General features: G+C 65.9%; 23 protein-coding genes and 1 tRNA gene. 8 read left to right on the top strand and 16 right to left on the bottom strand.

The annotated features are described in order from the left end of the window. The first annotated feature begins 32 nt into the window (after nucleotides 1-32). The gene (locus ACFWPK_RS15130; RefSeq protein WP_378915780.1) at nucleotides 33-425 is read left to right on the top strand and encodes an SCO5389 family protein; all 393 of its coding nucleotides are present in this window, start codon (nucleotides 33-35) and stop codon (nucleotides 423-425) included. A gap of 51 nt (nucleotides 426-476) precedes the next feature. On the opposite strand, the gene ACFWPK_RS15125 is transcribed toward ACFWPK_RS15130, so the two are convergent. Together ACFWPK_RS15125 and ACFWPK_RS15120 are read right to left on the bottom strand one after the other, a co-directional pair. After that, a complete protein-coding gene (locus ACFWPK_RS15125) occupies nucleotides 477-2,111 on the bottom strand; it encodes a long-chain fatty acid--CoA ligase (protein ID WP_378915778.1) in 1,635 nt (544 codons plus the stop codon). A 110-nt stretch (nucleotides 2,112-2,221) separates the two neighbouring features. Continuing rightward, nucleotides 2,222-2,602, bottom strand: coding sequence for an ArsR/SmtB family transcription factor (locus ACFWPK_RS15120; protein WP_378915775.1), 381 nt, complete (start codon nucleotides 2,600-2,602; stop codon nucleotides 2,222-2,224). 52 nt (nucleotides 2,603-2,654) lie between these two features. Between ACFWPK_RS15120 and ACFWPK_RS15115 the strand changes: the two genes are divergently transcribed. The 3 genes from ACFWPK_RS15115 (at nucleotide 2,655) to ACFWPK_RS15105 (ending at nucleotide 4,910) form a co-directional block, all read left to right on the top strand. Beyond that, nucleotides 2,655-3,794 carry an acyl-CoA dehydrogenase family protein gene (locus tag ACFWPK_RS15115; RefSeq protein WP_378915773.1) on the top strand — a complete coding sequence of 380 codons (1,140 nt, stop codon included), beginning with the start codon at nucleotides 2,655-2,657 and terminating at the stop codon, nucleotides 3,792-3,794. Between the two features lie 186 nt (nucleotides 3,795-3,980). Continuing rightward, nucleotides 3,981-4,760 carry a DUF1542 domain-containing protein gene (locus tag ACFWPK_RS15110; protein ID WP_378915771.1) on the top strand — a complete coding sequence of 260 codons (780 nt, stop codon included), beginning with the start codon at nucleotides 3,981-3,983 and terminating at the stop codon, nucleotides 4,758-4,760. A 74-nt stretch (nucleotides 4,761-4,834) separates the two neighbouring features. After that, nucleotides 4,835-4,910, top strand: a tRNA-Arg gene (locus ACFWPK_RS15105). 309 nt (nucleotides 4,911-5,219) lie between these two features. Here the strand turns inward: ACFWPK_RS15105 and ACFWPK_RS15100 are convergent. The 6 genes from ACFWPK_RS15100 to ACFWPK_RS15075 form a co-directional block, all read right to left on the bottom strand. Beyond that, nucleotides 5,220-5,396, bottom strand: coding sequence for a hypothetical protein (locus ACFWPK_RS15100; RefSeq protein ID WP_378915770.1), 177 nt, complete (start codon nucleotides 5,394-5,396; stop codon nucleotides 5,220-5,222). Between the two features lie 226 nt (nucleotides 5,397-5,622). Continuing rightward, a complete protein-coding gene (locus tag ACFWPK_RS15095; protein WP_378915768.1) occupies nucleotides 5,623-6,285 on the bottom strand; it encodes a pentapeptide repeat-containing protein in 663 nt (220 codons plus the stop codon). A 348-nt stretch (nucleotides 6,286-6,633) separates the two neighbouring features. Then, nucleotides 6,634-7,674, bottom strand: a complete 1,041-nt coding sequence (locus ACFWPK_RS15090) for an exodeoxyribonuclease III (protein WP_378915766.1) — start codon at nucleotides 7,672-7,674, stop codon at nucleotides 6,634-6,636. A 183-nt stretch (nucleotides 7,675-7,857) separates the two neighbouring features. Beyond that, nucleotides 7,858-10,176, bottom strand: coding sequence for an ATP-binding protein (locus tag ACFWPK_RS15085; RefSeq protein WP_378915764.1), 2,319 nt, complete (start codon nucleotides 10,174-10,176; stop codon nucleotides 7,858-7,860). Between the two features lie 417 nt (nucleotides 10,177-10,593). Beyond that, complete coding sequence (locus ACFWPK_RS15080) at nucleotides 10,594-11,022, bottom strand: hypothetical protein (RefSeq protein WP_378915762.1); 429 nt, start codon at nucleotides 11,020-11,022, stop codon at nucleotides 10,594-10,596. Nucleotides 11,023-11,053: 31 nt separating this feature from the next. After that, nucleotides 11,054-11,953, bottom strand: a complete 900-nt coding sequence (locus ACFWPK_RS15075; protein ID WP_378915760.1) for a sigma-70 family RNA polymerase sigma factor — start codon at nucleotides 11,951-11,953, stop codon at nucleotides 11,054-11,056. 274 nt (nucleotides 11,954-12,227) lie between these two features. Between ACFWPK_RS15075 and ACFWPK_RS15070 the strand changes: the two genes are divergently transcribed. Continuing rightward, the gene (locus tag ACFWPK_RS15070; RefSeq protein WP_378915758.1) at nucleotides 12,228-12,734 is read left to right on the top strand and encodes a nuclear transport factor 2 family protein; all 507 of its coding nucleotides are present in this window, start codon (nucleotides 12,228-12,230) and stop codon (nucleotides 12,732-12,734) included. A gap of 110 nt (nucleotides 12,735-12,844) precedes the next feature. Here the strand turns inward: ACFWPK_RS15070 and ACFWPK_RS15065 are convergent, their stop codons facing one another. Then, nucleotides 12,845-13,984 carry a serine hydrolase domain-containing protein gene (locus ACFWPK_RS15065; RefSeq protein WP_378915757.1) on the bottom strand — a complete coding sequence of 380 codons (1,140 nt, stop codon included), beginning with the start codon at nucleotides 13,982-13,984 and terminating at the stop codon, nucleotides 12,845-12,847. 144 nt (nucleotides 13,985-14,128) lie between these two features. Between ACFWPK_RS15065 and ACFWPK_RS15060 the strand changes: the two genes are divergently transcribed. After that, on the top strand, nucleotides 14,129-14,839 hold the full coding sequence (locus ACFWPK_RS15060; RefSeq protein WP_378915755.1) for a helix-turn-helix domain-containing protein: 711 nt from the start codon (nucleotides 14,129-14,131) through the stop codon (nucleotides 14,837-14,839). Here ACFWPK_RS15060 and ACFWPK_RS15055 read toward each other — a convergent pair. From ACFWPK_RS15055 to ACFWPK_RS15030, 6 genes are all read right to left on the bottom strand, one after another. Further along, nucleotides 14,821-15,396: a dihydrofolate reductase family protein gene (locus ACFWPK_RS15055; protein ID WP_378915753.1), complete on the bottom strand. Its 576-nt coding sequence runs from the start codon at nucleotides 15,394-15,396 to the stop codon at nucleotides 14,821-14,823. The genes ACFWPK_RS15060 and ACFWPK_RS15055 overlap by 19 nt on opposite strands. A gap of 342 nt (nucleotides 15,397-15,738) precedes the next feature. Continuing rightward, complete coding sequence (locus ACFWPK_RS15050; protein ID WP_378915751.1) at nucleotides 15,739-16,068, bottom strand: hypothetical protein; 330 nt, start codon at nucleotides 16,066-16,068, stop codon at nucleotides 15,739-15,741. 141 nt (nucleotides 16,069-16,209) lie between these two features. Beyond that, nucleotides 16,210-16,377, bottom strand: coding sequence for a DUF4236 domain-containing protein (locus ACFWPK_RS15045; protein ID WP_084472559.1), 168 nt, complete (start codon nucleotides 16,375-16,377; stop codon nucleotides 16,210-16,212). Between the two features lie 68 nt (nucleotides 16,378-16,445). Next, nucleotides 16,446-16,730, bottom strand: a complete 285-nt coding sequence (locus tag ACFWPK_RS15040) for a hypothetical protein (RefSeq protein WP_378915750.1) — start codon at nucleotides 16,728-16,730, stop codon at nucleotides 16,446-16,448. 134 nt (nucleotides 16,731-16,864) lie between these two features. Beyond that, complete coding sequence (locus ACFWPK_RS15035; RefSeq protein ID WP_378915748.1) at nucleotides 16,865-17,302, bottom strand: DUF6194 family protein; 438 nt, start codon at nucleotides 17,300-17,302, stop codon at nucleotides 16,865-16,867. A 52-nt stretch (nucleotides 17,303-17,354) separates the two neighbouring features. Next, entirely contained in the window at nucleotides 17,355-18,179 is an 825-nt protein-coding gene (locus ACFWPK_RS15030) for a helix-turn-helix transcriptional regulator (RefSeq protein WP_378915747.1), read from the bottom strand. Between the two features lie 157 nt (nucleotides 18,180-18,336). Between ACFWPK_RS15030 and ACFWPK_RS15025 the strand changes: the two genes are divergently transcribed. Then, nucleotides 18,337-18,774 (top strand): hypothetical protein, encoded by a 438-nt coding sequence (locus tag ACFWPK_RS15025; protein WP_378915745.1) that lies wholly within the window; start codon nucleotides 18,337-18,339, stop codon nucleotides 18,772-18,774. On the opposite strand, the gene ACFWPK_RS15020 is transcribed toward ACFWPK_RS15025, so the two are convergent. Then, nucleotides 18,756-19,637, bottom strand: coding sequence for an NAD(P)-dependent oxidoreductase (locus ACFWPK_RS15020; RefSeq protein ID WP_378915743.1), 882 nt, complete (start codon nucleotides 19,635-19,637; stop codon nucleotides 18,756-18,758). The two genes, ACFWPK_RS15025 and ACFWPK_RS15020, sit on opposite strands and share 19 nt — an antisense overlap. A gap of 244 nt (nucleotides 19,638-19,881) precedes the next feature. On the opposite strand from ACFWPK_RS15020, the gene ACFWPK_RS15015 reads away from it, so the two are divergent. Continuing rightward, a complete protein-coding gene (locus ACFWPK_RS15015) occupies nucleotides 19,882-20,868 on the top strand; it encodes an adenylate/guanylate cyclase domain-containing protein (protein ID WP_378915741.1) in 987 nt (328 codons plus the stop codon). The last annotated feature ends 19 nt before the right edge of the window (nucleotides 20,869-20,887 follow it).

Below are 20,887 nucleotides of genomic sequence, written 5' to 3'. Positions count from 1 at the left end.
CGCCGACCACCCCCAAGCAGGAGGAGAGCGCCATGTCCCTCGATGTTCCCGCCGCACTACTCGAACGCGCCGAACAGGGCGATATCGACGACGCCGAATTCGTCGAATGTGTCCGTATCTCACTGCCTTACGCATGGGAGGTGGTGAGCCGGGTCGCGGACGACCTGCGCACCGGCACCGATGAATACGCCGACAACCGGGTGCCGCCGCCGGACGAGGTGGCCCGCGGACAGCTGCTGCGCGCATTAGCCTCCGACGCCATCCGTGGCGGCCTGGAACGGCATTTCGGCGTGAAGCTGGCCTTCCAGAACTGCCACCGGGTCGCGGCGTTCCCGCTGTCGGCCGTCGGCGGGGAGACCTACACCCGCTACATCAGCCCCCGCGCCCAGCTCCTCAACCAGAGCCCCGAGCTGCGCAACTGCTGATCAACGAAAAGGCGGGCGTGGAATTGCTTCCACGCCCGCCTTTTTGCTGTCTTATACCGTGACGACGTCTAGCTCGCCCTCGGCGTACTGGGCGCGCAGGCGCTTCTTGTCGAACTTGCCGACGCTGGTCTTCGGGACCTCGGCGATGAAGGTCCAGCGCTCGGGCAGCTGCCACTTGGCGAACTTGTCGGCCAGGTAGTCGCGCAGCTCGGTGGCCTCGGCGGCGGCGCCCTCGGCCAGCACGATGGCGACCAGCGGGCGCTCGTCCCACTTCTCGTCGGGCACACCGATGACCGCGGCTTCGGCAACGGCCGGGTGGCCCATCACCGAATTCTCCAGGTCCACCGAGGAGATCCACTCGCCACCGGACTTGATGACGTCCTTGGAGCGGTCGACCAGGGTGAGGTAGCCGTTGGGGCTGATCTTGCCGACATCGCCGGTGCGCAGCCAGCCGTCGTCGAACTTGTCCGGGTCGATCTCCGCGCCGGAGGGCGAGTAGTAGGAGCCGGTGATCCACGCGCCGCGGACCTCGAGCTCGCCGAGCGACTCACCGTCGTTCGGGACGACCTTGCCGTCGTCGCCGACCAGCCGGGCCTCGACGTTGGCCGGGAAACGGCCCTGGGTGTAGCGGTACTCCCAGGCATCCTCATCGCTGACACCGGCGGGCGCGTGCGCGACGCTGCCCAGCGGGGAGGTCTCGGTCATGCCCCACGCGTGCAGGATGCGCACGCCGTGCTTCTCCTCGAACGCGCGCATCATCGCGGGCGGCACCGCGGAACCACCGACAACAGCGGTGCGCAGGTGCGAGATGTCCTGCGGTGCGGCGGAAAGCGCGGCCAGCACGCCACCCCAGATGGTGGGCACCGCTGCGGCGAAGGTCGGCTTCTCGGCGGCCATCATCTCCAGCAGCGGGGCAGGCTGCAGGAAGCGGTCCGGCATCAGGATGTTGGCGCCCGACATCAGCGCCGCGTACGGCAGGCCCCACGCGTTGGCGTGGAACAGCGGCACGATCGCGAGCACGTAGTCCGAGCCCTGGAAACCCATGCCATTGGGCGAGTTCACCTGCATGGCGTGCAGCCAGTTGGAGCGGTGCGAGTAGACGACGCCCTTGGGGTCGCCGGTGGTGCCGGAGGTGTAACACATCGCGGCGGCCGAACGCTCGTCGATGACCGGGAAGTCGAAGTCGGCGGACTGGGCGTCGAGCAGCTCGCGGTAGGAGTGCACGGTGACGCCCTCGGGCGCGGTGAGCGCGGCGGCATCGCCGTTGACGACGATCACGTGCCGCACGGTCTTCAGATTCGGCAGGTACTGCGCGAAGAGCGGCAGCAGCGTGCCGTCGACGAGCACGACCTTGTCCTCGGCATGGTTGGCGACGAAGACCAGCTGCTCGGGGAACAGGCGGATGTTGAGCGCGTGCAGCACCGAGCCCATCGCGGGCACCGCGATGTAGGCGACCATGTGCTCGTTGTTGTTCCACATGAAGGTGCCGACGCGGTCGCCCTCTTCGATGCCGAGCCCACGCAGCGCGTTGGCCAGGCGGGCGGAATCCGCACCCAGCTCGCGGTAGGTCATGGTGCGAACACCGTCTCCGGTCCATGTGGACACAGTCGAATCGCCCTGGAAAGTCGCGGCATAGTTGAGCAGTTTGGCCAGTGATAGCTGGTCGTCCTGCATGGTGCTCAGCATCGGTGCTCCTTCAGTCCCTGCCGTGGCATGAGCCACGTCACAACGGATGCTACCGAAAGGTTTGAACCTCGCAATCGTTTCCTCCGACAACATTCCTGCAGGTCGGCTGGTCATCGCGAACCAGGTGGCTCCGCGTGCGGGGGCTGACCATCGGGCCCTCTATGGTGCGATGGCACACCGGGACCGGCATGTTCGGCGTTGTGCACGGCGTCGACGACCAGGCTGCGGACGTGGTCGTTGTCGAGGCTGTAGAAGATGGTTGTCCCCTCGCGGCGGGTGCGCACGAGCCGGGCCATGCGCAGTTTCGCCAGATGCTGGGACACCGAGGGACCCGGCTTGCCGACCCGGCTCGCCAGTTCGTTCACCGAGAGTTCCCGATCGGCCAGCGCCCACAGGACTTGGACCCTGGTCGGGTCGGCCAGCATCCGGAACACCTCGACCACCAGCCCCACCTGATCCTCGGCGAGGGGTGAATGAGCATCTGCATTCATGCGCAGATAATAGATCCATGGCGGCGGGTGGGCCCGAAGTACTGTGACGAGCATGGCTGTTGACCGGATGCTGCCCACCGACGAGGCGCGCGAACTGATCGAACTGACCCGCGACATCGCCGACAAGGTGCTGGAGCCGCGCGTCGCCGAGAGCGAGAAGACCGGCGTCTTCCCCGACGGCGTCTTCCCCGCACTCGGTGCGGCCGGGCTGCTCAGCCTGCCGTACCCGGAGGAATTCGGCGGCGGTGCGCAGCCGTACGAGGTATACCTGCAGGTGCTCGAGGAAATCGCGAGCCGCTGGGCCGCCGTTGCCGTCGCGGTGAGCGTGCACGGCCTGTCCTGCCACCCACTGTTCACCTACGGCACCGACGAACAGAAGCAGCAGTGGCTCGAGCGCATGCTGTCGGGCGAAACCATCGGCGCCTACAGCCTTTCCGAGGCGCACGCCGGTTCCGACGCGGCCGCCCTGCGCTGCCGCGCCACCCCCGTCGACGGCGGCTACAACCTCAACGGCACCAAGGCCTGGATCACCAACGGCGGCCGCGCCGACTTCTACACCCTGTTCGCCCGCACCGGCGAGGGTTCGCGCGGCATCTCCTGCTTCCTGGTCCCCGCCGAAACCGAGGGCCTGAGCTTCGGCAAGCCCGAGGAGAAGATGGGCCTGCGCGGCATCCCCACCACCACCGCCGCCTACGACGACGCGTTCCTGCCCACCGAGCGGCGCATCGGCGAAGAGGGACAAGGACTTTCGATCGCCTTCAGCGCACTCGACGCGGGCCGGCTCGGCATCGCCGCCGTCGCCACCGGTGTCGCCCAGCGCGCACTCGACGAAGCGGTCGCCTACGCCAAGGAACGAGAAGCCTTCGGCCGCAAGATCATCGACCACCAGGGTCTCGGCTTCGTCCTCGCCGACATGGCCGCCGCCGTCGACACCGCCCGCGCCACCTACCTCGACGCCGCCCGCCGCCGCGACGCGGGCCTGTCGTATTCGCGCCAGGCCTCGGTCGCCAAACTTGTCGCCACCGACGCGGCCATGAAGGTGACCACCGACGCGGTCCAGGTCTTCGGCGGCTACGGCTACACCCAGGACTTCCCCGTCGAGCGCTACATGCGCGAAGCGAAGGTCATGCAGATCTTCGAAGGAACCAACCAGATCCAGCGCCTGGTAATCGCCCGCCACCTCGCCGGATAGCTCTGTCATTTGGAGCGCTGGCGCGCTCGAGCGGGGCCCTTCGGACCCCTTTCGGTAAGAACACATCAGGATCACCGGAGAGGGTGAGCAAATCAGCAACGCGCTGATCATCGAGGGTTGATGCGTTCGGGCAACCGTTCAGTAAACTGGACAGCATCTCGAGACCTCGACGAAATGAGGCACGTGATGCTGTGGTGGCTGGTTGTGATCGTGATCGTGTGCGTAGGTGCTCTGCTGTACCTGCGCGCCGAACAGAACAAGCGCAACGCGCGCGAACTCGAGGAGGCGCAGGCCGACGCGAGGGCGTCGATCGAGCGGCTCGGCGGGCAGGTCTACCAACTGACCCCGCGCAACGAGGCCGCCCGGCAGGCGTTGGCCGACGCGTCCGAACGGTACAACGCCGCGGGTGGCCAGATCGACCGCGCGAGCTCGCCCGTCCACGCCCAGCTGGCCAAGCAGTCCGCCCTGGAAGGCCTCTACTACATTCGCGCCGCCCGCACCGCGATGGACATGGACCCCGGCCCCCCGATCCCGGCCATCGACGGCCAGGACATCGCCGGCCAGGTCGACGAGAAGCGCACCATCGCCCACAACGGCCGCCCCATCACCGCTTCGCCCTCCCCCTCCGCGGGCACCCCGAACTACTTCCCCGGCGGTCGCGTGGCAGGTCGCCCCGTCCCCGCCGGGTGGTATTCCGAGCCGTGGTGGAAGCCCGCGCTGATCGCCGGAGCCTGGGGCGCCGGGTCGGCATTGCTGTTCACGACGTTGTTCGCCGGAATGGGCGGAGTCGGCTACGACGCGCAGGCTTTCGAGGACGGCACCGGCGAAGCGGCCATCGACCAGGACCCCGGCTACGACCAGGGCGGATACGACCCCGGCAACCCCGATACCGGTTACGACAGCAACGACGGTTTCGACAGCGGCAGCGGTTTCGACAGCGGCGGCGGCGGTTTCGACGCCTTCTGATCTCCACCCAACGGCCCTACGCCACCGAACCCACCCCCACGCTATACTCAGCTCGGCCAGCCGAATCTGGCCACGCCTTCGTAGCTCAGGGGATAGAGCAACCCTCTCCTAAAGGGTAGGTCGCAGGTTCGAATCCTGCCGAGGGCACCACACCAGACCGAGGCCCCACCCAATGTCCTAAAGGGTAGGTCGCAGGTTCGAATCCTGCCGAGGGCACAAACCTGCGACACTAATTTCGCAGGTCAACGGCCGTTTCCTCGCGATTCCGACAAAGGTCGCACACGAAAGTCCAGGTCAGGCGCGTTCATCCCTCTGGAGTGGCAGGGCACAGCGAACCTGGGAATGCACGCATCGGTACACGGGATATCAGCGACCGGGCCTCTCACCGACACCGATTAGTCCCGGCACCATGTCCTTCGCGGCGCAGCGGCCGGTTCCACGGACTTGGCCAGCTGTGCATCATCGGCTCGAGAACACCCCGGTGCCGAAGCACCCGATCCAGTCCACCTCGATGGTGAGCCGATAGAGGTGGTCGACGGCGAAAGGTCTTCGTCCCGTTGCGAACCCGCCGATTGTGATGACCACGACCGGTTGTTCCGGGCCGCGCCCGAGGTCGGGCACAGCGCCCGTGGCCATCTGGCCGCCACCGGTTCCGACTCCCCGCCCCGTCCCAAGCCTGGTCGGATCGACATCGATCGTGGCATGTATCGGGGCTGTGACCGGCAGCGCGCCCAGAATCCTCCGTGAGTCCATTCGTCGGCCGCGCGGCGGTGGATTCGGTGCGGGCTGTCTCGGCGGATCGTTCCGGTTTGCGGTGCATGCGGTTCTTTTCGGCATCTTTACGGGTAGGTGCGCCGGGAAGTCACGATCGAATGGTGACATCCACAGCTCCATTTTCGCTGAACCATTTCTTAAGCTCGAGACCCGCGAGAACCATAGCCGATTTCACTCCGACATCCACTGGACCAATTATGGACCCCGAAGCGCCTGCCACCGAACATCCGCCCATTCGTGCGTCCGAAAAGTCTGTCGAAGAAAACTCGCAGCCTCGCAGATCGGCGGATCCGAGATCGGCATCCGCAAAGCTTGCGCTCCGCAAGTCAGCACCAACCAGATTTGCATGCCGGAAGTCCGAATCCTCGAAGACCGCGCTCTGAAGACGGGCATCACAGAAAATACCACCAGATGCCGAACAGCCACGACCTTCGACCTTGCGGAGATCGCTACGACTGAAATCAGCATTACGCAAATCGGCCGAAATCATCCACGCTGTATACAGATCCACATCGGATACACATGCCGAAGTCAGATCGGCCCCATTCAAGGACGCGCCCTCCAAGAACAAACCCGATACATCAGAGCGGGAAAGGTCCAGACCGTCCCCATTGAAGAGATTGGATGCCGACATCGACATCGACACCGGTGGCAATTGATCCAGGTAGAGCCCCAGAGCCACTTGAGCCGCAGGGCCAGAAGGCCAACGCTTGACATCGCTCCTGGTCCGGCCATAAATCAACTGCCCCATACTACTTTTCCTTCCCACTCGGGATGTTCAGAAACTAGTTGTTCCAATCGCGCACGCCGCGCTGGCGACATTCCGTCAGGATCAATTAGGACATTCTCATCGTCAGCGAGGTCTTTATTGATCATCTTGACAAATTTCTCATCAGATTGAGGGTTGCTGATCTCCTGACCAGCATTTGGTCGGTACGATGGCTGACTGTCAGGTACGATGGCTGACTGTCAGGAGAGCTCTTCACGTCCCAGCGCTTGCCCGTCGCATCTACGAACTCGCCCATATCTTCATCAACTTCGGCACCCCGCTCACCGGGAACTGGTCCACGGTCGCGGTCCGAACGGCGATCCGCGGGAATCAGATCGAATACGAACCCGCGATAACCAGGCGTTTTCCGGTTGCCCATGTTTTGTGCGTCCCGCCGAGGGCACCACACCAGACCGAGGCCCCACCCAAATGTCCTAAAGGGTAGGTCGCAGGTTCGAATCCTGCCGAGGGCACCAGAACTTCTCGGTCAGGCATCGCCGAGTAGGTCACCACGAGGGGCGCGTGATCGGAGAGCCGCTCGGCGGGTGACGGTTCCTTGTCGACGACGACAGCCGTCGCGAGGCGGGCGAGACCGGGCGTCGCGAGTTGGTGGTCCACTCGCCAACCCACATCCTTGGCGAACGATCGACCCGCCCAACTCCACCAGGTGAGCGGACCCGGGCGGTCGCCGTGCACCTGTCGCACCACGTCGACGAGTCGGCGCGTGCCGAGAACCGAACTGAACCACTCGCAGTCGGCAGGCAGGAAGCCGTCCATCGTGCGGGCGGAACGCCAGTTGGTGACATCGTGCCGGGTGTGCGCGATGTTCAGATCCCCGGTGAGGACGAACTCGCGTCCCGCACTCAGCGCAGCGAGCCGGTTCCGGTGCACTTCGCGGGCGAACGCCGCGAGGAACCTCTGCTTCCGTTCGTACTTGGCCCCACCGTCGGGCAGTTCGCGCATCGATCCCGGGCGCTGGAGATGCGCGGGCAGACCACCCTTGGGGAGATAAAGAGAGGCCACCGTCACCGGGCGGTCGGCCAGATCCACCTCGATATAGCGTCCCTGCGTGGCGAACTCACCGAGTCCGCGGGACCTGGGCGGGTGGGTCACCCACGTCCGCACGGCAGCGGCGGGAACCCTCGTCAGTACTGCCACGCCGTTACGACCGGCCACGGAACCGACGTCCACCGCCGCCGAGTAGCCCGGGAAGGTTCCCACATCGGCTGCGGGACAACGCAGCTCCTGCAACGCGACCACATCCGCCGACCTGGCCCGCAACCACTGATCGAATCCACGACGACGTGACGCGCGGATTCCGTTGACATTGAAAGTGGCGACAGTGAAAGAGTCAGCGACCGACGAACCCATGGCAACACTGTGCCGGAGCCCCATACCTCCCACCCGGGCAGCTCCGGTACGCGACCTGCAACCGGTCATATTCCGCCCGAATCAGCACAGGCTATTCGTCGGTGCGCGACGACCCCGCCCCGGCGAGCAAGCGCTCTACGACCAGACGGTTCGCAGTTGGTGCACTTGTACAGCGTCGATCACCTACTCCGTCTTTGCGATCCAGGCCGCGACCTGAGCGCGGGAGGTGAATCCGAGTTTGGTGAGGATGTGCTCGACGTGGCCCGCGGCGGTGCGTTGGGAGATCACCAGTTCGGCCGCGATCTGCTTGTTGGTAAGGCCTTGGGTGATGAGGCCGGCGACCTGGCGTTCGCGCTTGGTCAACGCGACGCCCGGACCCCACGTGGGCTTGGTGTCGGTGGATTGTTCGCCGAGTCCGTAGGCGACGGCTTCGTCGATCGCCATCGCTCGACCCTTGGCGAGGGCCGCATCGAACCTGCGGGCGCCGAGGGCCGATCGCGTCAGCCGGACGCATTCGTCGTGATGCTGCGGCACTATCGGGACGATGCTCGCAACTTTGCCATGGGACTGGTCGAGTTCCTCGGCGGCTCCCATCAGTACGGCTGCGCGCTCGGCGTCACCGTCGGCGTGCGCGGTCCAGGCCAATGCCTCGAGAGCCACTGCGGCGACGAGCGGGCTGCCCATGTTCCGGTTGACCCGCAGTGCCTGCTGGAGCAGCTCGTTTGCCCGGGACCGTTCGTCTTCCTGCCAGGCGGCAATTGCCAGGACGCACAACGCAGACGAACGAAAGAGTGTTTCGCCGCATGCTTCGGTAATGGAGAGCATCTGCTGGTAGCGCGCGGTCGCCCGGTGGGTATCACCGGCCACTACATACGCAAAACCCAGACCGGCCACAGCAGCGAGGCACACGAATCCGGGTCGATCCGAATCGAGCAGCTCGACGGCGCGTTCGAGGTGAGAGGTCGCGAGGGCAAGCTCACCGCTGTAGAGCGCCACGGCACCGTCGAGGTGGGCGATCCGCCCCTGCGTCGCCGGCGTGCGGTCCTGTTCGACGAGCACACGCGCCTCCTCGACGAGCGCGGTCGCCGCCGGCACATCACTTTGCATCACCGCCATCACGGCGCCGGCATGGAGCGCTGTGAATCGATCAGGGATGGGTTGTAGGGCGGGGTGGTTCCGGAGAAGCCGGTCGATGAAGCGGCGGCCTTCGCCGTACAGGCCCCGGAAAACCCAGAACCCCAGCAGTCCGGCGGCGGTGCGCAGCCCGGTCGTGACCGCCTGCTCGGTGTCTTCGGCCAGGCAGTATTCCAGCGCACTACGTAGGTTGGGTTGTTCCCGGTCGAGCCGGGCCGTCCAGTAGGTCTGCCGGTCGCTGACCCACTCGTTGTCCGCGGCCAGTGCCATCTTCTCGTACCAGTCGCGGTGCCGCCGACACATCTGCGCGTATTCGCCGATTTCCTGCAGCTTCTGCCGACCGTATTCCCGCACCGTCTCGAGCATCCGAAACCGCACCACGCCATCCGACTCGATCCGGATCAGGATCGACTTGTCCACCAGCGAGGACAGCACATCCAGCGGATCCGCCGGAGCCAGATCGGCACCGCATATCTGTTCGGCGGCATCGAACTCGAAGCCACCGGCGAACACCGACAATCGAGCCCACAACCGCTGCTCGGCCGGGTCGCACAGCTGGTAGCTCCAGTCGATACACCACCGCAGCGTCTGCTGCCGCATCGGCGCACTCCGGCTGGCACGGGTCAGCAGCCCGTACCGATCATCGAGCCGCGCCAGGATCTGCTCCGGCGACAACGTGCGCATCCGCGCCGCCGCCAGCTCGATCGCCAACGGCAGTCCATCCAACCGCGCGCAGATCCGAGCCACGGTTGCCCTGGTCGCCTCCGAGAGGTCAAGACCGGGCACCACCGCGGACGCGCGGTCGGCGAACAAGGTCACCGCGTCGTAGCGCGGCTGTGCCCGTCTCGACGGCGCCCGATCCGGATCCGGCACCAGTAGCGGCGGCACCGGCACCACCGTCTCGCCGGCGATATCCAGCGGTTCGCGACTGGTGGCCAGAATCCGCAGGTCCTGACAGGCAGACAACCAGGTCGCCACCAGTCGCGCCACAGCCTCAACCAACTGCTCGCAATTGTCCAACACCAGCAGCGACTTCCGTCCGGACAGAAACTCCACCACCACCTCCGGCAACGGCCGCGCCGGATCGTCCCGCAAACCCAGAGCGGCCGCCGCCACCTCGACCAGCAGCGCGGGATCGGACACATCCGCCAGCTCGACCAACCACACCCCGTCGCCGAACGCGCGGCCCGCAGTGGACGCGGCCCGCAGCGCCAACCGGGTCTTGCCCACCCCGCCGATCCCGGTCAACGTCACCAACCGCGCCGTCGACAGCAAGTTCTTCATCTCGGCCAACTCGGTGCGACGGCCGACGAAACTGGTCAACTCCGGCGGTAGATGGCCGGTACTCGGTGCAGGTGTCGACGTCACCGACCCCACCCCGACGCGGCGAGTTGGCGGTCGCACCGGCCGGAACTGTTCGTCCGCGCTCATCAGCTGCCACCATCCACTGGCATCCCAGCACCGAGTAACACCGTTGAATCCTCGCTGATACCCAGCGTATCCCCGCCGAACCTCGGCGACGCGTTGGTCGGCGTCGGCTTCCGCGTCGCCCAGAACAGGCCGGGACCCGGGCGCGTCCACCACTGCACACGGCTCCGCTGAACACCACGAGTTCGGGACCGTTCAGTAGTGATACCTGGCCTGCACGACCGTCACGCCGGGTCCTCAGATCACCTCGAAATCGTTCGAGTAGCCGGTGAATCCGAATCCGACGACCAGACTTGGCACAGTGATCCCGAGGAATGAACCGCCGAGGACACCGCGAATGACTTTGCGTCCGATGGTCTAAGGGAGCGGCAGGCAGGAGCTTCCGGTATTCACACCCCGCCCGCCGACCTCGACCGTCACATACTGCGTGGAGGTGACCTGCCCTGGCTTGAACTGCTGGGCAAAGACATTTTGGCGGCCGGAGTACACAGGCGTCCATTCGAAGGTCGCGGTGCCGTTCTCCGGGTGGTAGACGGCGACCCCGAGCCGCTCACCGTTCCCCGGAACCTGACCACCGCTGATGCCGATGGTCACCTCACCGGCCTCGGAAACCGGCGCGTCGACATCGACGGTCACCGTATAGGCGCACCCGGTACGCAGCCCTTCGGCCGGCTGTTCCACATGCACCGCGGTGACCGCGGCGGTCGCGTTCGGCGCGGCCACGATCATGGTCGGCAAGGCACCGAGCATCACGGCAAGGCCGAATCGGCGAGTACGGACGTTCATTGGGCTTCCCCTCGTTCGACTACCGCAAAGCCTAGGGAGCGGCCGAGTTCACCCGGGTCAGTTTGGCGGGGTTGGTGACCGAGTAGACCCCGATGACGGTGTCGTCGGGGGCGATATCGAGGACGACGACCGCCAACGGGGCATCACCGTCGAAGATCACCGCGCACGGATCACCGCTGACCGTGCGCCAACCCACCCGGTAACCATCGAGACCGGCCGCGGCGACGGACATGAAAACTGCGGCGACAGCGGTTCTCCCGTGGACCGGTTGCAAGGAGGTGGCGACGCCGACACCGCCGCTGTCGGTCCAGAGGGTGACCTCCGGGGCCAGGACCGCGAGAAGCTTTTCGAGGTCGCCACCCATCGCGGCCTCGACGAAGCGCTCGGTCACTTCCCGGCGGATCCGCGGGTCCACCTGGGTGCGTGGTCTGCGCGCCTGCACGTGGGCTCTGGCGCGATGGGCGATCTGGCGAACCGCGACGGGTGAGCGGTCGACCATGTCGGCGATCTCGGCGTGCGGGTAGGCGAAGACCTCGTTGAGCACGAACACCGCGCGTTCGAGCGGGGTCAGCGACTCCAGGACCACCAGCATCGCCATCGACGACGATTCGGTCCGCACCACGCTCGCCTCGCCGTCGGCAAAGGGCTCGCTGTCGAGCAGTGGCTCCGGAAGCCATTGCCCTACATAGTCTTCGCGGCGCCGGGCCAGCGCAGACCGCCGGGCGAGCGCCTGGTTCACCGCCATCCGGGTGAGATAGGCGCGGATGTTGTCGATCGCGGCGCCACGAGCGCGGGCCTGCCATGCCAACCACACCTCTTGCAGGACATCCTCGGTGTCGGCGACGCTGCCGAGCATGTTGTAGACCACCGAGAACAGGAGCTCGCGGTAGCCGAGGAATGTCTCGGTCGCGTGGTCGATGTCATCGGTCATGGCAGTCCTCCGGTCGGGCGGGAGATGGTCTCTACACAGAGGGCGGCGGCGACGCCCAGCGTGACAAGCGCGCCAGATTCTGTGATCCATTCCACAAAACCACCGCTTAACATCACATTCGGCCCGCAGGGTGGTGCTCCGGACTACCCGCCCGAACCGCGGTAAACCTCCGCTCCGACAACCGTCCAGGGTAGGACGGTGCTTCCTGCTCTGGTCGGATGACGCAGCGCACACGCGAGAGAAGAATGATTCTCACTCCGGAGGGGGGCTCCCTGTGACAACAACGCAAACTCGCGTATCGCGCTCAGAGACGTTCACGGCCGCACTACAAGCCCATGACTTGGCAGGAATCAGCGGCACGCTGGCGCCTGGCGTGGTATTCCACAGCCCGGTGCTCGGGAAGCTGAAGTTCATCGGTCCAGCTGAAGCAGTGCGGGTGTTCGGCGCATTCTTCGACGGCATCACCGATGACGAGTACACGTCGGGCTTCGAGGGCGCACAAGGTGCACGAGTAGTCCAGGGCAGGGCGATGGCCAAACGCAGGCCTATCGATCTCATGATGCTGCTCGACTTCGATGAGCAGAACCTCTTCCGCGACATCAAGGTGTTCGTTCGCCCGCTCGCCGGACTCGGTGCGGTCGCAGCCATCATGGCGCCGCGCCTTGCCTCGCCAAAGGGAAACGTTGCGGTTGCCACGGCACGAGTCCTCGCTGCCCCCGTCAAGGGGGTTACCGGAATGGTGGACGTCGTCGCACCCTGGCTGGTCAGTCACAGGAGCTGACTTACCCGTGCACTCCGCCACCGCCGAATCCCGCGACCTCACCAGCGGCGCATAGACCCTCGACCACCGTCGCGTCCAGCCAGCTGTTTACGCGAATTCTGCGGTTCGATCTATTCTTCGCAGAGCGCGTGGTCCACCAATTCGTTGACTGCACGCAATTGCGCGAACCCCTCACTGTGCGTGATGTCTTCACCCACCGCGAGGGTGGCGGACAGCGAGACGACGGCGCTGCGGCTTCCGTCGTCGGTCACGCCGGCGTTGGTGAGGAACCCCGTCTGGCCGCCGTTGTGCATCCAATAGGTGCCGCCGCAGGACAGCGGTACCGAGAACAGGCCGAGTCCGTAGCTAGCCCCCGGCCAGACCGTGCCGGTCACGCCGTCGACCGGCACGGTGGTGCGCATCTGCGCCAGTTCCTTGGGTCGTAGCAATGCGCCACCGAGGAGGCTTCGATAGAAGGTGCCCACATCGGCGGTTGTGGAGAGGTAGCCCACGGAGGCGTCGGCGTCCACCAATTCGGTGACATCGACCAGTGGCCCGTCGACCTCGAATTGCTGGTAACCCCTCGCGTGCGGGGTGGGGAGTGTGGGCGTGACGCCGGGCCAGTGGGTATCGCGGAGATCGAGCGGTTCGAGGATGCGCGCGCGGACCTCGTCGTACCAGGGACGGTTGGCCACCTGCTCGATGATCATGCCCAACAGGACATAGCCGATATTGGAGTAGGACCATCCGGTACCCGGTGCGAAATCGGGTGCGTGCCGCATGGCCGACACCACGGTTTCCCGCGGATCACGCACCTGATAGCGCAGCCGGTAATAGTCTTCGGCGGTTGCCATTTCGGGCGGGCTTTCATGAATACCGCTGGTGTGCTGGAGAAGCTGGCGCACAGTGATCGCGGCACCGTCATTTCCATTGCCGTGCAACGCATCCGGGACCCACCGCTGCACGGTGTCATCGAGCGTGAGACGCCCTTCACCGACCAGCATGAGGACTACGGTCGCGACCATCGTCTTGGTCAGACTTCCGATCCGGAAATGCCCTTGTGGTGAAACCTGCTCCGGGACAGCGATATCCGACCTCCCAGCCACCCCGAACCTATCGGTACCAGTGACATCCACAACCCTGGCCTGCACTCCGGTGGTGCCGAGTGCCGCGATCGCATCGACGTCGCGTTGCAGGGTGTCGGGCTCGGCGCGACAGCCGCTGACCATCAAGGCCAGAGCCAGCGCTACCGCCACCGTCATGGATCGCATCGGGCGGCCCCTTTCGCATCAGCGCGAACCTACCGACGGCCCATGCCGCGCGACATCCCCCGGCGGTACTGCCTCGCACTCACCGATTCGACGTGCCACCTCACCCCTGGGTATCAGGTCGTGGCAGCGATTAGGATCGCAGCGGTGGGATTGGTGTTCGAGACCCGGTTGTCGGATTCGCCCTGGGTGGATTCGGTCTGGACCTGCCGGAGTGAGCAGGTCGCGGAGATGACCTCCGTGGCGACCGAGACCTGGGGATTGGTGTTCTGGGAGCAGCAGGGTGCGCACTACGCGGCGGTCACCGGGCCCGAGATTCGCACCGGCACCGCGCCCGTTCCCGAGGAAGCGGACTTCGTCGGCATCCAGTTCGCGGTCGGCACATCGTTACGTGCGGTCACCGCGTCGACCCTGGTCGACAGCGGGATCGTCTTGCCCGATGTGACCGATCGAGGTTTCTGGCTGGACGGCGCCCGCTGGGAGAGCCCGCGCGCCGACGACGCGGAAGCGCTGGTCGAACGGCTTATCAACCAGGGCGTGGTGGTCCGCGACGCCATGGTCGCCGACACGCTGCGTGGCATGCCGCCCGCGATCACCGAGCGCACCCTCGAACGTCGCTTCCGGGCGGCGACCGGCCTCACCCAGGGCGCGGTACGCCAGATCGAGCGCGCGCGCACCGCGGCGGTGCTGCTGAGCACGGGTGAGGCGCCGGGCGATGTCGTCGACAAGCTCGGCTACTACGACGAGCCCCACCTCGCCCGCGCGCTGCGCCGGTTCGTCGGACGGACGGCACGGCAGCTGCGCGAGGGCGGCAGCGGTGTGATCGCGCTGGATCTCACTCAGCGCACGACGTCGTAGACAAGTTTGGCGACGCCGTTGGAGTAGGTCGCCGAATCACGCAGGCGCAGTTGCTGCTTGGGTCGATCGGCCCGGCCGAAAAGGCTCTTGCCCGCGCCGAGCAGCACCGGGAACACGAGCAGGTTGTATCGATCGATCAGGCCCGCGTCCGAAAGCCGCTCTGCCAGTTCGGCACTGCCGTGAATGTAGATCGGGCCACCATCGGTCTGCTTCAGCTTCTCGATGTCCTCGGTCGAGCGCAGGATGGTGATCTCGCCCCATCCCTCGATCAGCGCGTCATCGGTAAGCGACGAGGAGACAACGTATTTGGGCAACTCCTTGTAGGCGGCGTGATCCTCGGAATCGCGCCAGATCGGGGCGAACGCCTCGTAGCTGCGACGGCCGAACATCAGCGCGGTGGTGTCGGCGAGTTCCTCCCCCTTGAGCGAAAACGCCTCCGGCACGAACTCGGTCTCCATCACCCACCCACCACTGCGATGCCCCTCGACCTTCCCGCCGGGCGAGTCCACCACACCATCGAGCGACATGAATCCCGTGTAAACCAGTTCGCGTGCCATCACATTCCTCCTGAGTAAAGCGTCGTCAACTGCCTGCGGTCAGCCTAGGGAACACTCCCACACCCTGTCTTGGACGAAACCGACAAGCACGTTCGACGCACGATCCTGACCGGACAATCGACGGGCGCCGACCTGAGCCTTCACCTCGGCCCGACGGAAGTACCGGCAGATCGACGCCGCACCCCTCGGCAGATCGACGCCGCACCCCTCGGCAGATCGTCGGGAGACTCTTCGGCAGATCGACGGCGCGAGGTTCGAACCGTACATTCTTCAGGCCACTGATCTACTACGACGCAAAGCTTCTGAGCTGGCTAAAGAGGCAAGGGCCGGATACGCGAGTAGTCAGCCGTCGATGTCCGCAGCCGTTGCGTGCTTTGCGTGGATAGCGCTGCGACGTGCGGCGATACGGGCCGAACGGCGATCGCGGCTCTCGGCAGTGCGACGGGTGTTCGGCGTTTTGCGTTCGCGGATCGGCTCCGCGGCCTCCGCTCGATCGCCTCCCCCGAACCGATCACGAACCCGGTTTACCGCGGCGGCGACCACGTCCCAGAGGAACGCTGCGACGACGAGCAGGATCAAACCCGCACCCGCGATCGCGAACACAGGCCCGAACGCACTCTCGATCAAAAACTTCCACACAGAAACCAGTACCCCCAACGCAAGTGCGGCCATGCCGCGCAGATCACAACTGGCGAATGCTACAGCCGCTGCTGCCCAACCGCGACCGTTCGTACCAGAGCAACGCGACCATCGGGGGGGAGCGACGGCGATCGGTCTGGCGTTGGCTCGGTGAAGGTCACCGGCCTGGCCGGATCAGCGTTGACGCCAGCTCAGGGGGCCGGGGAGGTCGACGCTGTTCTTTCGGGTGCGGGAGTTCCAGGACCATGGGCCGATCTTGATGCCCCAGGATGACAGGCCCGATTGGGTGAAGTTGAACTTCAGCGGTCCGAAGGATTTGCGCTGGCGGAACTTGATGGGCATGAGTGGCCTCCCTGATCGCCACCAGAATAGCCGATCCGGTTATGTCCCACCGGTTTCCGCGGGGGCCGTTAGGAGGAACCCCGCTGATCCGAACCGCTGCGACGGCGAGCGATGGCGAACATGGTGAGGCCGGCGGTGATGGCCAGGGTGACGGCGAGGGTCAGCAGGATCAGGGGGGCGGTGGCCATGGCGTCGGTTCGGCCCGCGCCGCTGCGGCGGATCAGCAGGGCGGCGATCAGTGGGCCGAGCATTCCCAGGGCGGCGGCTGTCAACAGCAATCCGCCGGTGATCAATTCGACGGGGCCGAGTCGGGCGTTGGCTAGCGACCGCAAGGGCCTGGAATGTACTGACATGACCTCCCCTTCCGTTGGTATCTGAAAAGGTACCGCACCGAATGGAACAAATCCTCGTCATGAGCAAGACCGCCACGAACCTGACATCAGCAAATAGATAGCGACCTACAGATTCACCCGCGAACCCCGCGGTGCTATTCGCCCGCGCGTCGCTCGGCTCGAGTGCGTGCCCGGTCGTGGGCCTCGCGCAACATCTCGCGGACCGTCGCCTCGGTGGCCGCACCCGGATCGACCACCGCGAGCCAGTTCGCGGCAGCGTAGAGGGGGTGGGCGACGACGGTGTCGTCGATGCTCGCGTCGGTCGGGGCCGCCGCTTCGGTGAAGGTCGCCTTGCTGACGGAGATATTGACGCGGAACCTGCCGGGACGGTTCAGGTCGGAGGTCTCGTCGCCGGGGTAGTCCTTGGTCACGATGGTGGCGAAGGGCTGACCGGCGGGAACGACACCGTCGGGGGCGTAGTAGAAGAAGGTGTCACCCCAGGCGATCTCGGGAGCTTCACTCCCCTCGGTGGGCCGCTGCGCCAGCACTCCGCCGAGGCCGGTCACGTACTCGGTGATTTCCTCGATTGTCATGCTTCGAGCGTCTCATCCGGGTGGGACCCGATCCAACCCCCAGGTGAACCGATCAGTGAACGCCGACCAGTTCCCGCGCACACAGAGCACTGACAGCGTCGCTCGCGGCCGATTCCGTGGCCACCGTGTACACCACCAGCAGCTGATCCTGGTCGCCTGGCAAATTCAATGTCTCGTAACCGAACTCGATCCGGCCGACCACAGGATGCTGAATCAGCCTGTCGCCGTACGAATTACCCGACGGGGTTTGGATCGACCAGATGCGGTGGAACACCGGGTTACCGGCGGTGAGTTCGTCGATGAGCGAGGTCAGCCGGCGATCACGCGGGCAGCGGGTCACCTGGCGGCGGAGGTAGGCAGCGGTCTCCGCGGCAACCGGTTCCCAGTCGGGATAGAAGACGCCCGCGGTGGGATCCAGGACCGTGAAGCGAGCCAGATTACGTTCGGATTCGGCGACGGAGTCGAACCCGAATATCTTGTCGCCCATGGCATTCCATGCCAGCACTTCCATGTGACGCCCGAGTACGAACGCGGGCGTGGTGATCGAGTGGAGCAGTAGTCGGGTGCCGGGGCGAATCGTCGGGGAGTAGTTGTAGTCGGGGTCGGCGGGGCGGACCAGCGTGTAGAAGTGGTCGCGCTCGGCAGCGTCCAGACGCAGGGCGCGGGCAACGGAGTCGAGCACCGAATCGGGGAATTCCTCACCGCGACCCCGCTCCAGCCGGGTGTAGTAATCCACGCTCATCCCGGCCAGCTGGGCGACTTCCTCGCGTCGCAATCCGACCATCCTGCGACGACCGTATTCGCTCAGTCCGACGGCGGCGGGTTGGATGCGGGCGCGCCGAGTGCGAAGGAATTCGCCGAGAGCGGGGGACGACATGGCAGCCAGCGTAGAAGGTAGATGCGGGCCCGTGCGCATCGCGTGGCCCGAAGGAAATTGTTCGGTCGGTTAACGAGGTGCGTCAGGGCGGCGAAATACCAGGTACACCTAGTCGAGGGAGGACGTCGAAGTGTTGATTCGATCCACATTCACCGTCATGTCCGGGGCCGCGCTGGCGGCCGGATTCCTGGCTGCCGGACCGGCCGCCGCCCAATCAGGACTCGGCGATTACACGCCGGTCGACCCTGTGGAGTATCAGGTCCCCGAACCGGAATTCGCGGGCAGCGTCTTCTTCACCACGCCCGACGGACGGCACTGCGCCATCTACTGGAACAACGGCCCGGCCGGGTGTGACGCGGTCCCGATCGACGCGCCAGCGGGCACCGACCAGCTCCGGGTCGGGATTCTCGAAGCGGCGCACTTCGTCGACGCCGACAGGCCGATCTTCACCCACCCGGCCGCGAAGGTGCTTCCCGAAGGTCACCGGATCACGCGCGAGAACACCATCTGCGGCATCGGTTACCAGGGGACGGTGAGCTGCGAGGTCGGCGAGCACGGCTTCACCCTGTCGGCCACCTACAGCGTGCTGCGCTGAGGCGTTCTCAACTGCTCGATCACCGCGGTGATGCTGCGCGCACCGTCCCCGGCGCCGACCGCACGGCTCAGCAGCTCGTGCATCGGCGCGTGCCAGGAAAGGTCGACGCCCGTCTCGGCGCCGAGCTCCACCTCGTCGGCGACGGCGGTGTGGAACAGCTCGACCGACGAACCGAGACGGGTGTAGTCCTTGTCGTCGATTTCGCCCGCGAGAACCGGCAGCAGCGACTCGATCATCCGCAGCCACTTCACCGAATGGGGCACCATCGTCGAGGCGGGCAGCCCGCGCGAGGCCAGTATCGCCGCGCCTTCGAGGAAGCCGAGTAGCGCCGGGAGCAGGGTCGCACCGACGGCGGATTCGTAGAGGGCGGCCAGATCAGGTTCGGTACCGAGGAATTCGAGATCACCACCCAGCACGCGCAGGGTGGCGGCGTAGGTGTCGAACACGTCGCGATCACCACCGAAATACAGCAGTGTGCTCGGATCGCCGACGGCCGCGGGCACATTCTTGATCGCGCCACCTAGGTAGCGGGCGCCCTCGCCTTGCGCATACTGGGCGAATTCCCTTGCTTGGGCGGGTGTTCCGCTGTTCAGGGTGATGAGATCGCGGCCCGCCAATCCGTCTGTGCCGAGCAGACTCTCGCGTGTGGCGGCGAAGGCGGTGAGGCAGGAGATGATCACCGGGCTCGCGGCTACGGCATCGGCGATGCCAGGGTGCGCGGTCGCGCCCGCGTCCACCAGGGCCGCTGTTCGTTCGTGGCTGCGGTTCCAGACGTGCGTGCGGTAGCCCGCGGCGAGGAAGGCACCGGCCAGCGCACTGCCCATCGATCCGGTGCCGAGCACCGTCACCGATTCCTTGATCATCTCGACTCCTGTCTCGCGGGCGATCTCCCTGGACCGAGTGTCGGTTCGGGCCAGCGCGGGAGACAAGTACGCACTTTCGCCGTCAGTTGCGCACCGGCAGGTAAGCGAGGAGGTCACAGCTACCAGGGGCGGCGGCGCTGTGCCAGGTGTCACCGGTGGGGAAGCGGCGCCCGGATTTATGAACGTTGCCAATGCGGGAACAAGGATGGCGCTCACTCGCGCGGCACAGTCGTACAGTTTGGGTATGTCGGAGCCCGAGATGACCGAGTTGGTGCAGCGCAGCGTCGAGGAAGCGCTGCTCGGTGGCCCGCGGCGATATACGCGCACGCAGGTGGCCGAGCAGTCGGGAGTGCCCGAGGCGGAGTCGCGGCGGTTGTGGACGGCGCTGGGTTTTCCGGCCAACGAGGACGACGAGGTCGACTTCACACAGATCGATATCACCGCGGTCACCAATTTCCGCGGCATGAAAGTTGTTGCCGCGTCCAATATTCGGCAACAGGCCGCAGCCGCGCGAACGATCGGTCAGGGCATGGCGCGGCTGGCCGAGTGGCAGGCCGATCTGGTGCTGGCCGAGATCAAGGTGCGCGCCGCCGCGGCCGATCCCGCGCTTCCCTTGGAGGAACGGATAAGGGCCGCAACGGAATCCACGATGGCCGGCATCGATCAGTTGCAGTCGTATGTCTGGCGCAGGCACCTGGCGGCCGCGGTCGCCAGGTCGAGCGTGGCGCAGGGCGACGGTTCGATGCGGACACTGGCGGTGGGATTCGCCGATATGGTCGGCTTCACCCGGCTCACCAGGCACTTACACCCCGACGAATTGTCCACGCTGCTGGAAGCTTTCGAGTCCACCACCACCTCGGCGATCACCGACAACGGTGGCTGGGTGATCAAGAACGTCGGCGACGAGGTGATGTTCGCCGCCGAGACCGCGGCCGACGCCGCCCGCATCGCGCTGGCCATCCAGGAGTCGACCATGCTCGTCGGCGGCACCCCGGAACTGCGCGTCGCCTTCGCCTACGGCGAGGTGCTGCAACGCTTCGGCGACCTCTACGGCTCGGTGGTCAATATCGCGGCCCGCCTCACCGGCGTCGCCCGGCCGGGCAACATCCTCGTCGACGATGCCGCGGCCGACGCGCTCGACGACAACCCCGATTTCGCCATCCGGCACCTGCGCAGCGTCCGCGTGCGCGGATTCAACCGCCTGCGCCCGCACCGCCTGCGGCAGGCATGATCGCGACGTGCGACGTTGC

Origin of the sequence: Nocardia sp. NPDC058519 (assembly GCF_042719755.1) — a bacterium.
Lineage (GTDB): Bacteria > Actinomycetota > Actinomycetes > Mycobacteriales > Mycobacteriaceae > Nocardia.
The sequence above is the reverse complement of the archived record's forward strand: the minus strand, read 5'-3'. Positions and strand labels throughout refer to the sequence as shown.